General features: G+C 67.9%; 12 protein-coding genes and 1 tRNA gene. 7 read left to right on the top strand and 6 right to left on the bottom strand.

All coding sequences use genetic code 11. The features are described 5' to 3' along the window. Positions 1-118 precede the first annotated feature (118 nt). The 5 genes from RS85_RS04420 (at position 119) to RS85_RS04400 (ending at position 5623) form a co-directional block, all read left to right on the top strand. Positions 119-1189, top strand: coding sequence for an aspartate-semialdehyde dehydrogenase (locus RS85_RS04420; protein ID WP_046012207.1), 1071 nt, complete (start codon positions 119-121; stop codon positions 1187-1189). 83 nt (positions 1190-1272) lie between these two features. Then, on the top strand, positions 1273-2745 hold the full coding sequence (locus RS85_RS04415) for a malate:quinone oxidoreductase (protein ID WP_046012206.1): 1473 nt from the start codon (positions 1273-1275) through the stop codon (positions 2743-2745). Positions 2746-2754: 9 nt separating this feature from the next. Further along, positions 2755-3408, top strand: a complete 654-nt coding sequence (locus tag RS85_RS04410; RefSeq protein WP_046012205.1) for a thymidine kinase — start codon at positions 2755-2757, stop codon at positions 3406-3408. A gap of 203 nt (positions 3409-3611) precedes the next feature. Next, positions 3612-4322, top strand: coding sequence for a FadR/GntR family transcriptional regulator (locus tag RS85_RS04405; protein ID WP_046012204.1), 711 nt, complete (start codon positions 3612-3614; stop codon positions 4320-4322). Positions 4323-4363: 41 nt separating this feature from the next. Further along, positions 4364-5623 carry an alpha-hydroxy acid oxidase gene (locus RS85_RS04400; RefSeq protein ID WP_046012203.1) on the top strand — a complete coding sequence of 420 codons (1260 nt, stop codon included), beginning with the start codon at positions 4364-4366 and terminating at the stop codon, positions 5621-5623. A gap of 50 nt (positions 5624-5673) precedes the next feature. Here RS85_RS04400 and RS85_RS04395 read toward each other — a convergent pair whose 3' ends face one another. The 5 genes from RS85_RS04395 to RS85_RS04375 all read right to left on the bottom strand — a co-directional run bounded on the left by RS85_RS04395 (position 5674) and on the right by RS85_RS04375 (position 10608). Then, complete coding sequence (locus RS85_RS04395) at positions 5674-6429, bottom strand: HAD-IIB family hydrolase (protein WP_046012202.1); 756 nt, start codon at positions 6427-6429, stop codon at positions 5674-5676. Continuing rightward, positions 6426-6902, bottom strand: coding sequence for a VanZ family protein (locus RS85_RS18915; RefSeq protein WP_052703385.1), 477 nt, complete (start codon positions 6900-6902; stop codon positions 6426-6428). The genes RS85_RS04395 and RS85_RS18915 overlap by 4 nt, the downstream gene beginning before the upstream one ends. Before the next feature lie 66 nt (positions 6903-6968). Then, a tRNA-Pro gene (locus tag RS85_RS04385) sits at positions 6969-7045 on the bottom strand. Positions 7046-7102: 57 nt separating this feature from the next. Beyond that, positions 7103-8044: a metallophosphoesterase gene (locus RS85_RS04380; RefSeq protein WP_046012201.1), complete on the bottom strand. Its 942-nt coding sequence runs from the start codon at positions 8042-8044 to the stop codon at positions 7103-7105. Beyond that, the gene (locus tag RS85_RS04375) at positions 8035-10608 is read right to left on the bottom strand and encodes a transglycosylase domain-containing protein (RefSeq protein WP_046012200.1); all 2574 of its coding nucleotides are present in this window, start codon (positions 10606-10608) and stop codon (positions 8035-8037) included. The genes RS85_RS04380 and RS85_RS04375 overlap by 10 nt, the downstream gene beginning before the upstream one ends. A 113-nt stretch (positions 10609-10721) precedes the next feature. Here RS85_RS04375 and RS85_RS04370 point away from each other — a divergent pair, with 113 nt between their 5' ends. Beyond that, entirely contained in the window at positions 10722-10946 is a 225-nt protein-coding gene (locus RS85_RS04370; RefSeq protein WP_046012199.1) for a hypothetical protein, read from the top strand. Continuing rightward, a complete protein-coding gene (locus RS85_RS04365; protein WP_046012198.1) occupies positions 10943-11401 on the top strand; it encodes a RidA family protein in 459 nt (152 codons plus the stop codon). The genes RS85_RS04370 and RS85_RS04365 overlap by 4 nt, the downstream gene beginning before the upstream one ends. 76 nt (positions 11402-11477) lie before the next feature. On the opposite strand, the gene acs is transcribed toward RS85_RS04365, so the two are convergent. Next, complete coding sequence (acs, locus tag RS85_RS04360) at positions 11478-13445, bottom strand: acetate--CoA ligase (protein WP_046012197.1); 1968 nt, start codon at positions 13443-13445, stop codon at positions 11478-11480. Between the last annotated feature and the right edge of the window lie 341 nt (positions 13446-13786).

Genomic DNA, 13786 nt, shown 5'->3' with positions numbered 1-13786 from the left:
TGAGTGAGGGCGCGGTAGACTCGCCGCAACCCTGACACCGGCGCCAGGCGCGGCATCCGCATCCCGACGCTGCGCCCGGCGCATCGTACGCATCATCCGCACGACGCCAAGGAACATCATGACCCGCATCTCCGATTCAGGACTCTCCGTCGCCATCGTCGGCGCCACCGGCCAGGTGGGCACCGTCATGCGCGAGATTCTCGCCGAGCGGGCGTTCCCGATCCGCGAGCTGCGGCTCTTCTCGTCTTCTCGCTCCGCAGGCACGGCGATCGAGTTCGGGGGAGCGACGGTCATCGTCGAAGACGTCGAGACGGCGGATGCCGCGGGCATCGACATCGCCCTCTTCTCGGCCGGCGCGACCGCCAGCCGGGCGTACGCTCCGCGCTTCGCGGAGGCCGGTGCCGTGGTGGTCGACAACTCCAGCGCCTGGCGGATGGACCCCGAGGTTCCGCTCGTGGTCAGCGAGGTCAACCCGCACGCCATCGACGATCGCCCCAAGGGCATCATCGCGAATCCGAACTGCACCACCATGGCGGCGATGCCCGCGCTGAAGGCGCTGCACGCCGAGGCAGGCCTCGAGCGTCTGATCGTCTCGACCTACCAGGCCGTCTCGGGCTCGGGACTCGCGGGAGCCCAGGAGCTGCTCGGTCAGGTCGAGGGCGTCCTCGCGCAGGGCGACACGCTGCGCCTCGTGCACGACGGCTCCGCCATCGATTTCCCGCAGCCCGAGAAGTACGTCGCCCCGATCGCCTTCGACGTCATCCCCTTCGCGGGCAACCTGGTCGACGATGGACTGAACGAGACCGACGAGGAGAAGAAGCTCCGCAACGAGAGCCGCAAGATCCTCGAGCTGCCCGACCTCCGCGTCGCCGGTACTTGCGTGCGCGTGCCGGTCTTCACCGGGCATTCGCTGTCCATCCACGCGGAGTTCGCGAAGGACATCACCCCCGAACGTGCCACCGAGGTGCTCGCAGCAGCCCCGGGCGTCGTGCTCGAAGAGGTTCCGACGCCGCTGCAGGCCGCGGGCAAGGATCCGAGCTTCGTCGGGCGTATCCGCGCCGACCAGTCCGCCCCCGAGGGCAAGGGGCTCGTGCTGTTCATCAGCAACGACAACCTGCGCAAGGGCGCCGCGCTCAACGCCGTGCAGATCGCCGAGGTGCTCGCCGAGCGCCTGGCGGTCATAGCCTGACGGCATCACCGCGATGCGGATCCGGTCTCACGGGTCCGCCCCGCATGGTCGGTCGTCGCGTGCCCGCGAACTAGACTGTTCTGGTGACTGAAAACGTCGATGTCGTCCTGATCGGCGGTGGCATCATGAGCGCCACCCTGGGTACTCTGCTGCACGAGCTGCAGCCGGAGTGGAAGATCGTCGCGTTCGAGCGACTCTCGGATGTGGCCCAGGAGAGCTCGAATCCGTGGAACAACGCCGGCACCGGCCACGCAGCTCTGTGCGAGCTGAACTACATGCCGCAGCAGGGTGACGCGCCGCTCGATCCCGCCAAGGCGGTGTCGATCAACGAGCAGTTCCAGCAGAGCCGCCAGTTCTGGTCGTCGCTGGTCGAGAAGGGCGTGCTCGACGAGCCGTCGACCTTCATCAATGCGACCCCGCACATGACGTTCGTGCGCGGCGAGAAGGATGTCGCGTACCTCAAGGCGCGCTACGAGGTGCTCAAGGAGCAGCCGCTGTTCGCGGGCATCGAGTACAGCGAGGACTCGCGCGTCATCAACAAGTGGGCGCCGCTCCTCATGCAGCAGCGCCGCAAGGGCGAGCCGTTCGCCGCGACCCGCGTTCCTGCCGGGACCGACGTCGACTTCGGTGCGCTCACGCACCAGCTCTTCGATCACCTCACGCACTCGGGTGTCGTGCTGCGCACGAATCACGAGGTGCGCAGACTGAAGAAGCAGAAGGACGGCGACTGGCTGGTCAAGTACCGCACAACCATCGGCCGCACTCCGAACGAGATCAAGGCACGCTTCGTCTTCGTCGGCGCCGGCGGATGGGCGCTGAAGCTGCTGCAGAACTCCGGCATCCCCGAGATCAAGGGCTACGGCGTCTTCCCGATCGGTGGGCAGTTCCTCAAGACCATGAACCCGAAGGTCGTGGAGCAGCACAAGGCGAAGGTCTACTCGCAGGCCTCGGTCGGCGCCCCGCCCATGTCGGTGCCGCACCTCGACACCCGCGTGGTCGGCGGCGAGGCCTCGCTGATGTTCGGGCCGTTCGCGACGTTCAGCCCCAAATTCCTCAAGCACGGATCGATGCTCGACATCGTGTCGCAGGTGCGCCCGCACAATCTGCTCCCGATGCTTCAGGTCGCCGTCAAGAACCCCGACCTCATCACCTATCTCGTCGGGGAGCTGCTCAAGAATCACGCGAAGAAGGTCGACAGCCTCCGCACCTTCATGCCGACCGCGAAGGACGAGGACTGGACTCTCATCGATGCCGGTCAGCGCGCGCAGGTCATGAAGAAAGACCCGAAGAAGGGTGGCATCCTTCAATTCGGCACCGAGGTCGTCTCGTCCGCCGACGGTTCGATCGCGGGTCTGCTCGGAGCGTCGCCCGGTGCGTCGACCGCCGTCCCCATCATGCTGCAGCTGCTCGAGACCTGCTTCCCGGATCAGTACGCAGGCTGGAAGCCGGCGCTGCGCGAGCTGATCCCGACCTTCGGCGAGAAGCTGAACAAGGATGCCGTGCTCGCGGAGAAGTCCACTGCGGAGACCGCCACCACTCTCGGCATCAGCGTCTGAGCGAGCACCGTGGCGAAGCTCTACTTCCGCTACGGCGCGATGAACTCGGGGAAGTCGACCTCCCTGCTGCAGGCCGCGTACAACTACGAGGAGCGCGGACAGCACGTGCTGCTCGCCAAGCCCGCGATCGACACCAAGGGCGCGACCGAGATCGCCAGCCGACTCGGCGTGACGCGCGAGGTCGACTTCCTGATCGGCCCCGACGAGGATGCGCGCACGCTGTTCGCTGAGCATCGCGAGCGGCTCCAGCGGTCGGCCGAGGAGGAGCTGATCCCGAGCGGGCCGGTCGACGTGGCGTGTCTCCTCATCGATGAGGCGCAGTTCCTCACTCCGCCGCAGGTCGACGATCTCTTCCGCATCGCGATCGAGGATCGCATCCCGGTGATGGCCTACGGCATCCGCAACGACTTCCTGACGCATGCCTTCCCCGGCTCCGCCCGCCTGCTCGCGATCGCGCATTCGCTGGAGGAACTCAAGACGATCTGCCGTTGCGGGCGGAAGGCCGTCTTCAACGGTCGCGTCATCGACGGACGGTTCGTCTTCGACGGTGATCAGGTCGTGATCGACGAGGGTGCCGACGGCTCCGCCGCGCCCGAACTGACGACGTACGAGTCCCTCTGCGGCACGTGCTACCTCGAGGAGTCCGGCGGACGCCTGGGCTGACCCCTCACGCTCGCTCGCGCCTGCAGCTCGATCTCGTACGCGGCCGACCGGCCCCTCTTCGCGCGACGGCCCCCTGCGCCCGTCCTCAACGGGCCGGCCGCGCAGAAGGGGGCGACTTGATGCCTAGCCTCACGATTGCGTGGTCTGACCACACGCGCTAGTGTGGTCGGACCACATCTCGAGCGCGCGACCGAGGAGGACGGATGCCGGAACAGCAGCCCGCGCGCGCCTGGCGCCTGGTTCTCGAGCACATCGAGCGCGACCTCCTCGAGGGCCGCCTCGGCCCGGGTGACCGGCTGGCCTCGGAACGGGATCTCGCGACGGAACTCGGCGTCGGGCGCTCCAGCGTCCGCGAGGCGTTCCGCGTTCTCGAGGTCATGGGGTTGATCCGCACGGCCACCGGCTCCGGGCCCCGATCCGGTGCGATCGTGATCGCGACGCCGACCGGAGGCATGGCGGCACTGCTGCGCCTACAGGTCGCCGCACAGGGCTTCCCGCTCGTCGACGTCGTGCAGACACGCCTCGTGCTCGAAGACGCGGTCGTCGGCGCGATGGCGGCGTCGGGCGACGGCGACACCTCGAGAGCTCACGAGCTCCTCGCCGCCATGGATGCGGCCGAACTCACGCCGTCGGAGTTCCTCGCTCTCGACGCACAGCTGCACCTCTCGCTCGCGGAGGCCAGCGGCAACACTGTGATCGCGGCGATGATGGGCGGCCTGCGCTCGTCGATCGAGTCGTACGTGCAGGGCGGCGTCGACGCGATCCCCGACTGGGGGGTGATGGCCGCACGGCTCCGGGCAGAGCACCGCGCCCTCGTGGCCGCGATCGACGCCGGAGATGCCGACACCGCCCGTTCACTCGTGCGCTCCCACATCACCGGCTACTACACGCAGATCCTGACCCCCGGTTCCTGATCGCCGGACCCTGACCCCTGAATCACACCGAGAGGCACACCATGGTGCAGCGCCAGCTCCCCAATCCCGCAGAACTGCTCGAGCTGATGAAGTTCAAGAAGCCCGAGCTCGACGGCAGGAAGCGCCGCCTCGACGCCGCGCTCACGATCGACGATCTCCGCACGATCGCGAAGCGCCGCACCCCGAAGGCCGCGTTCGACTACACCGACGGCGCAGCGGAGGGCGAGCTCTCGCTCACGCGTGCGCGGCAGGCGTTCCAGGACGTGGAGTTCCACCCCGGCATCCTGCGCCCGGCGCCGAGCGTCGACACGAGCGTCGAGATCCTCGGCGGCCCGTCCGCCCTGCCGTTCGGCATCGCCCCCACCGGGTTCACGAGGCTCATGCAGACCGAGGGGGAGGTCGCCGGTGCGGGTGCTGCGGCAGCAGCCGGCATCCCCTTCACGCTCTCGACCCTCGGTACGACGTCGATCGAAGGCGTGAAAGCCGCCAATCCGGGCGGGCGGAACTGGTTCCAGCTGTACGTGATGCGCGACCGCGAGATCTCTTACGAGCTCACCCGTCGCGCCGCAGCGGCGGGATTCGACACCCTGCAGTTCACGGTCGACACTCCCGTCGCAGGTGCGCGTCTGCGCGACAAGCGCAATGGTTTCAGCATCCCGCCGCAGCTCACTCTCGGCACGATCATCAACGCGATCCCGCGGCCGTGGTGGTGGTACGACTTCCTGACCACACCGAAGCTCGAGTTCGCCTCGCTGAGCACCACCGGCGGCACGGTCGGCGAACTGCTGGACGCCGCGATGGATCCGACGATCAGCTACGACGACCTGGCAGTGATCCGCGACATCTGGCCCGGCAAGATCGTGATCAAGGGCGTGCAGAACGTCGAGGATTCTCTTCGTCTGCGCGACGAAGGGGTTGACGGCATCGTGCTCTCGAACCATGGCGGCCGCCAGCTCGACCGCGCACCGATCCCCTTCCACCTGCTCCCGACGGTTCGCAGAGCGGTCGGCGACGACTTCACCGTCATGATCGACACCGGCATCATGAACGGCGCCGACATCGTGGCAGCTGTGGCGCTGGGCGCCGACTTCACCCTGATCGGCCGCGCCTACCTCTACGGTCTGATGGCGGGAGGGCGGCAGGGAGTCGACCGGACGATCGCGATCCTCCGCAGCGAGATCGAGCGGACCATGCGGCTGCTCGGAGTCTCCTCACTCGCGGAACTCGAGCCCGGCCACGTCACGCAACTCACCCGTCTGGTGCCCGTGTCGCGCGCGGCGACGGAGGCCGTGGTCGGCTGATCGAGCGCCCATGACGTGATGCCAGGGCCGGGCAACCCGACGGGAGTGATTCAGAGCGTCGACAGGAGCGCGTCGAGCTTGTCGGCGGTGTCTTCCCAGCCTTCGACGGCCACGGAGGGCACGCCGATCGCGAGAACGGGGTAGTCGTTCCCGCCCTCGTCCAGACGGTCGCCGTAGAACAACATGGAGGCGAGAGGGATGCCGGTGTGCTCGGCGAGCTTCCGCATGCCGAACGCCTTGTCGATCCCCGCTTGCGTGATGTCGATCGAGGTGGAACCGCCGGAGCGCACCTCGAGGCCGGGAAGCCGAGCGCTGACCGCCGTGCGGAGCAGTTCGCGCTTCGAGCCGGTCGGATCCCAGTCGTGCTTCGCCTCACGCGGCGCCTGCTGGCCCAGGGCCGAGAACGTGATCTGGGAACCACGGTCCTCGAGGATGTCGCCCCACGGCTCCGGCTCCCAGAACCCGAGTCGCTCGGCCTCCTCGCGCAGCGCGGTCATCGCGACGGACTTCTCCGCGTCGCTCAGATCATGCGCGTAGACGGGGGCGAACTCCGCACCGTCGTGACGCAGGTACCGCGTGCCGCAGGTCGGCAGCAGGTGCAGACGCGCGAGGTCCGCGGCATTCGCGTCGCCGAGACGGGCGATCACCTGCGTGCGGAACTGCGCCTCGTTGCCGCCCGAGATGATGGCGACGTCCACAGAACGCAGCAGGGCGCGCAGCAGATCGGCGATGCGCTGGTCGATCAGGCCCTTCGACGGGGCGAGCGTGTCGTCGAGGTCGAAGGCGACGAGTGCAGGTGACGTCATGGTGCTTCCAGCCTAGGAGATGCCTGCGGAGCAGGGTGCGTCGCGAAGACCAGCGTGCACAGCACGGCGAATGCGACGCCGGCGGTGGCTCCCGAGGAGTTGGCGATCACGTCGGTCACGGTCGCCGCCCGATGCGGCAGGGCGAGGCGCTGTGCCGCCTCGATCGAGACGGAGACCAGCGGGCCGACGAGCAGCGACAGCAGCCACACCGGCCGAGGAAGCAGGAGGAAGGCCAGGACGCCGACGGGGATGAAGACCAGGATGTTCGCGAGGACCTCGAGACGCGTGAAATCGAGGGCGGTCCAGCCGAGGCGGTGGATGCCGGAGAGCACGAGGTCGAGCAGATTCGGCATCGAATCCTCCACCCGCGAGGGTGTGAGCGTCAGCACAGCGAGGCCAGCCAGGAAGGGGATGCCGAGCGCCAGAGCCCAGGCGCGCGTGAACCGTCGCGGCGGGGGGAGCGGAGAGCCCATGAGTCCCTTTCGTGCGCGTTCCCGGTACAGAGAAGGCCGCCCCTGAGGGCGGCCTTCCGGTGTCACTGGTCGGGGTGACAGGATTTGAACCTGCGACCTCTTCGTCCCGAACGAAGCGCGCTACCAAGCTGCGCCACACCCCGTTTGCAACCCTCCGAGTCTACAGGGAAATGCCCCCGGCGCCGAATCGAAGCGAGTGATCAGGCTCGTGCGGTCAGCGTGAGCAGGGTCGCCTCCGGACGGCACGCGAATCGCACCGGCGCATAGATGGAGTGACCGCAGCCGGCGCTGACGTTCAACGGCACCGCGCGGCCGTCGCGTGTCCAGGTGCTGAGTCCCTTCGCCTGCTTCAGCGGGATGTCGCAGTTCGCTACGAGGGCGCCGTAGCCGGGGAGGCAGACCTGGCCGCCGTGGGTGTGACCACCGAAGATCGCGTCGGCGCCCAGGCCGACGAAGCCGTTGAGGACGCGCTGGTACGGAGCGTGGGTCACGCCGAGGCGTGTGGTTCCGGCATCCGGTTCGCCGAGGGCGTCCAGCGCGGCGGGCAACACGTCCAGGCGGTCCCAGTCGCGGTGCGCGTCGTTGACTCCGAACAGCTCGATCGAATTTCCGGCGATGCTCAGTCGTGCGGCCGTGTTGTCGAGGCCCGTCCAGCCGAGCTCCTCCGTGAAGTACCGGTCCATCGCGTCGGTGTCGAGCGACTCGGGCTCGTGCTGCCTCTTCGACGGGCCGAGGAAGTAGCGCAGCGGGTTGCGCGGAGACGGGCCGACGACGTCGTTGGAGCCGTGCACGAAGACGCCGGGGATGCCGGCGAACGGATCGAAGGCGCGCCGGATGCCGTCGAGCCCGTCCCGATGCCCGAGGTTGTCGCCCGTGTTCACGATGAGATCGGGCTCCACCTGCGCGAGCGACGCCAGCCAGTCCTGCTTGCGGTGCTGCCACGGCGCCATGTGCGCGTCAGAGAGGTGCAGGACCCGGATCGTGGCCGAACCGGGCGCGAGAGCGGATGCCTCGGCCTCGCGCACCGTGAACAGGTAGCGCTCGATCGCGATGCCCCACACCGCCGCCCCGACGCCCGCGGCCCCCACCGCGCCGAGCGCGATGAGGGCCGGGTGAGCCGATCGTGGGCCGACTACCCGCATGTCGCTACGACGGGTGTCGCCTTGCTGGCTGCGGTCCCCGGCGCCGGATCGGAACTCGTGACCGCCGCGGTGGGCGGGTTGCACGAGTTGTCGATGGTGAAGTTCGTGAAGCCGGCGGCAGCCAGGGCAGCCGAAGCCTGCGCCCTCGACATCCCCACCAGGTTGGCTGGCACGGTCGTGCCCTGCGCGTTGCTGGTCGAAACCGTGATGGTCGCCCCGTTCGGGGCCTGACCGCTCGGGTCCTGGGCGGCGACGAGTCCGGCCGCCAGGTTGCTGTCGACCTCGCCTCCCTGGGCGAAGGTGAACCCGGCCCCTTCGATGGCGGCCCTGGCGGCATCCACCGTCATTCCCACGACGCTCGGGACAGCCGTGAGGACCACCTTGGTGAGGTTCTGGTCGGGCGGCGGGAACGCATCGCCGCCGTAGGCCGCGTTGGCGGCTGCCTGGGCCGTCCGCGCCAGCGGGTAGCGGATCTCGTTGAGGAGTCTGCCGTTGTACCGCTCGCGGTAGATGTTCTCCTGGCCCTGCGAACGGCCGACCCAGACGGCCGTCGCCACCCTGGTGCTGGACTCGATCATCATGGTTCCGTACTCGTTGTGCGTACCGGTCTTGCCGATCATCGGAGTGCCGTCGTTGGGGTTGGCGACACGGCCGGTGCCGCCCGACGCCATGACGCCCTGGAGCGCGTAGGCGGCCGTCGCAGCGACCTCCGGAGTGATGACGCCCGGAGTGCAGGACGCAGCCGGGAGTTCCCGGTCCTTGCCGTCCGCACCGATGACGCGGTCGATCGCGCGCGGCGTGCAGTACGTGCCGCCGCTCGCGACGGTGGCGTAGGCGTTCGCCATCGCCAGCGGGGAGATGTTCTTGGAACCGAGCACGTTGAAGGGGACGTTCTCTTCGTACGTCTTCTCGCCGGTGGCGAGCGTGACGCCCAAGCGGTCAGCGACCTTGTTGATGTCGCAGAGGTCGAGCTTCGACGCCATCGCCAAGAACCCGCTGTTCAGCGACTGGGCGGTGAAGTTCATCACCGTTCCCGTGTACCCGTTCTGGCTGTCGAAGTTGCCGATCTCCTTGGTGTTCGCGGTCATGGGGCCGCCGCCGCACGCCGCCGCGGTGAACTTCATGTTCGTCGAGAGGGCGCCGTTCACCCTCTCGTTCACGGAATGGCCCTTCTCGAGCCAGTCGATCAGGGTGAAGAGCTTGTACGTCGACCCGACGGGGAACCCGACCGAGTTGCCGTATTTCTTGTCGCCGGCGAAGACGAGCGACGTGTACGCCGGATCGTCGGTGACCGTCTCGCTGAACAGCGTGTTCTGCGTCATCGACAGGATGCGGCCGGTGCCGACCTCGATCGAAGTGCCGGCCGCACCGAAGTACGCGCCGAACTTCGTCGGAGCGATGTCGGCCATCGCCTGCGCGGCGGGTTCCTGGATGTTGAAGTCCAACGTCGTGTAGATCTTCAGACCGCCGCGGCGAAGCAGGTCACGACGCTCCTGAAGGGTTTCGCCGAAGGCCTCGTCGTTCTCGACGATCGACTTCACGTACTGGCAGAAGTAGGCGTTGCGGCCCGCGGCGGCGCAACCCTGCGTCGGCGGGTTGATCAGCGGCTCGATGGCGGAGGCATTCGCCTCGTCGAACTGCGCCTGCGTGATCTTGCCGTCATCGAGCATGCGGACGAGCACGTAGTTACGCCGATCCTTCGTCAGGGCGTAGCCGTCTGCAGCCGTGTTGGTCGCGACGCCCTCGGCGTTCGTGGCCGTGCCCTCCACTGGCTGGTCGATGCGGAACGTGTTCGGGTTCTGCACGATGCCCGCCAGCGTCGCCGCCTGCGCGACGGTGAGGGCCGCTGCCGTGGTGGAGAAGTAGTAGTTGGCGGCGGACTCGATGCCGTAGACCGTGCCGCCGAAGTTGGCGATGTTCAGGTAGCCGAGCAGGATGTCGTTCTTCGAGAAGTCCTTCTCGATCTGGATGGCGTACCGCATCTCCTGCAACTTGCGCTCGATGCCCTTGCTTCCGACGGCGTTCGTCGCGTCGAGCCAGCACTGCTGAAGTTCCTCGGAGTAGGTTTCCGAGCTCGTGTCGACCTCCTGCTCGCACTCCTGGATCAGCACGTTCTTGACGAACTGCTGGCTGATCGTCGACGCGCCACGGCTGGACGTGCCCTGCACGTTGTCGACCAGGGCCTTCACCGTGGCGCCGACGTTCACGCCGCCATGAGTGTAGAAGTTCTTGTCCTCGCTGGAGAGGATCGCGTCGTACAGCGCGGGGGCGACCTGCTCATAGGTCACCGGGACGCGGTTCTGCTCGTAGAACGAGGCGAGCTCGACCGGGGTGCCGTCAGGTGCATTCGCGTAGATGGTCGACTGCTCCATCGGGGTGCCGGGGTCGAGATTCTCGGGCAGCTGGTCGAACAGGGTCAACGCCTGCGTGCCGGCGACGCCGGTCATTGCGAGGACCGGCGTGACGCTGGCGGTCACCAGGAGACCGGCGACGGCGCTGAGGCCGACGAGTCCGACGAGACCGCCGAGCACACCTCTCACCGTGCGATTGTTCTTTTGGGGCATACGCTTGATCGTAGGGGAGTTCCCTGAATACCGCCTTTGACGAGCCCGCACCTCGGCCGACCGGGTCCTGAGCCCTCTACGCGCAGTGCGGCGCCCGAATCGACAGGAGTGCCATGACCACGTGGGAGTACCTCACCACCCCGCTGCTGATCCACAACACGGCCGCGATCCTCAACAACTGGGGCAAGCAGGGCTGGGAACTGGTCCAGGTCGTGCCGGGACCCGAGGGCGGTCTCGTCGCCTATCTCAAGCGGCCGGTGACATCCGACGCCTCCGCTAACGCGGGCCTCGCGGCTGCTGCTGAAGCCTCGCGCCAGTTCGACGGAGGGGCCGCATGAGCGTCTCCGCGCGCCTCGCCGAACTCGGCATCGAACTTCCTCCTGTCGCCGCCCCCGTGGCGGCCTACGTTCCCGCGGTCGTTCACGACGGGCTCGTCTATACGTCGGGCCAGCTGCCTTTCGTCGACGGGGCGCTTCCCACGACGGGCAAGCTCGGCGCCGAGGTCACGGCCGAGGACGCCAAGACCTACGCCCGCACCTGCGCCCTCAACGCGCTCGCGGCTGCGGCGGATGCCGCCGGGGGCGTCGACCGTATCGCCGGGGTGCTGCGTCTCGGCGGGTTCGTGGCATCCGTCCCCGAGTTCTCCGGCCAGCCGGGCGTGATCAACGGCGCCAGCGAGGTGCTGGGCGAGATCTTCGGCGATGCCGGACGTCACGCCCGTGCGGCCGTCGGGGTGCCCGTGCTCCCGCTCGACAGCCCGGTCGAGGTCGAGGTCACCTTCATCCTCGCCTGACCCTGCGACGCAGCATCCGAACGCAGAACGCCCCCTTCCGAATCGGCCATCCGGAAGGGGGCGTTCTGCTGCGCCCTTACCTGACCTGGGCCGAGATGATGCTCATGACCGCGGTGTCGGCCAACGTGGTGGTGTCGCCGACCTCGCGGCCTTCTGCGACATCGCGCAGCAGGCGGCGCATGATCTTGCCGGAGCGCGTCTTCGGCAGCTCGCCGACGATGTAGACGTCTCGCGGCCGCGCGATCGCGCCGATCTGCTCACCGACCCACAGGCGCAGCTGTTGGGCGAGGCCTGCCGGATCGTGCCCTGCGAGGTAGCTCTCCTTGATGATCACGAACGCGACGACAGCCTGACCGGTGGTCTCGTCGGAGGCGCCGACGACGGCAGCCTCGGCCGTGGCCTCGTGAGCGACGAGGGCGGACTCGATCTCGGCGGTCGACAGGCGGTGGCCCGACACGTTCATCACATCGTCGACGCGGCCGAGCAGCCACAGGTCGCCGTCCTCGTCGAGGCGTGCACCGTCGCCGGCGAAGTAATAGCCCTGCTTCTCGAACTTCTCCCAGTAGGTCTCGTGGAAACGTTCCGGGTCGCCCCAGATCCCGCGCAGCATGCTCGGCCAGGGCTCGGTCACGACGAGGAGTCCGCCGCTGCCGTTGCCGACCTCGGCACCCGTCTCGTCGACGACGTCGATCGAGATGCCCGGAAGCGGCACCTGTGCGGAACCCGGCTTCGTCTCGGTGACCCCGGGGAGGGCCGACACCATGATCGCGCCGGTCTCGGTCTGCCACCACGTGTCGACGATCGGCGCCTTGCTCGCGCCGATCACCTCGCGGTACCACATCCACGCCTCGGGGTTGATGGGCTCGCCCACCGATCCCAGCAGGCGAAGCGACGAGAGATCGAACTTGGCCGGGATGCTGCGTCCGATCTTCATGAAAGACCGGATGGCCGTCGGAGCCGTATAGAAGATCGAGACCTTGTACTTCTCGATGATCTCCCACCAGCGCCCGGGGTGCGGCGCATCCGGAGTTCCCTCGTAGAGCACCTGCGTGGCGCCGTTCGCGAGCGGACCATAGGCGACGTAGGAGTGGCCGGTGACCCAGCCGATGTCGGCCGTGCACCAGTACACGTCGGTCTCGGGGTGCAGGTCGAAGACGTACTTGTGCGAGTACGCGGCCTGGGTCAGGTAGCCGCCGGAAGTGTGCAGGATGCCCTTGGGCTTCCCGGTGGTGCCGGAGGTGTAGAGGATGTAGAGCGGGTTCTCCGCGGGGAACGCCTCGGCGGTGTGGTCGGCGGATGCCGCGGGCACGGCGTCATGCCACCAGACGTCGCGGCCTTCCACCCAATCGACGTCGTTGCCGCCGCGCTTCACGACCAGCACGTGCTCGACGGTCTGCTGCTCGCCTTCGCCGCGGTCGCCGAGAGCCTGATCGACCGCGGGCTTCAATGCGGAGACCTTGCCCTTTCGGTAGCCGCCGTCAGCCGTGATCACGACCTTCGCCCCGGCATCGTCGATGCGGGCACGGAGGCTGTCGGCGCTGAATCCGCCGAACACGACCGAATGGATCGCTCCGAGGCGGGCCACCGCGAGCATGGCGGCGATGGCCTCCGGGATCATCGGCAGATAGATGGCGACGCGGTCGCCCTGGCCGATGCCCAGGTCGGCGAGGACGTTGGCGGTGCGCTTGACCTCATCGGTGAGTTCCGCGTACGTGATGCTGCGCGAGTCGCCGGGCTCACCCTCCCAGTGCAGGGCGATCCGCTCGCCGTTCCCGGCCTCGACGTGCCGGTCCAGGCAGTTGTACGCGACGTTCAACTCACCGTCGTCGAACCACTTCGCGAACGGCGGGTTGGTCCAGTCGAGCACACGGGTGAAGGGGGTGTGCCAGTGCAGCAGCTCGCGCGACTGCTCGCCCCAGAACGCCTCGCGGTCGGCGGAAGCACGCTCATAGAGCTCGGGCGACGACACGGTATGGGCGACGAATTCCTCCGACGGCGCGAACTTCCGGGTCTCATCGAGAAGGTGGTCGATCTGGCTGCTCATCGGCAGACGCTCCTTTGCGGCATCACGGCTCATGCGGGCGCGGTCATGGCTCCGCCGCGACCGTGTCAGGGCGAATCTATCCCCGCCGTCCGACGACGCCTACCTCCGAAAGTCGGTAGCGGACCGGGTTTTGTCAGGACGGTTGCCTTGCGTACACTCGACGACAGCCGAATTCTGATTCGTGCCTTGGCGCGCCGGATTCCCCCGATGCCGCGCGCCCTGGGCGGCATCTCATTCCCCCCGTGAGATGCCGCCCTCTCCTTTGGGAGCGCTCTCGTTCTCTCCGCATGACGCGCGTTGCCGCTCTGCACGGGCGACGGATGCCAGGGCTTGTGCACAGC

Origin of the sequence: Microbacterium sp. SA39, from assembly GCF_000967865.1 — a bacterium.
Taxonomy (GTDB): Bacteria; Actinomycetota; Actinomycetes; order Actinomycetales; family Microbacteriaceae; genus Microbacterium.
This window is presented reverse-complemented; position numbering and strand designations above follow the sequence as displayed.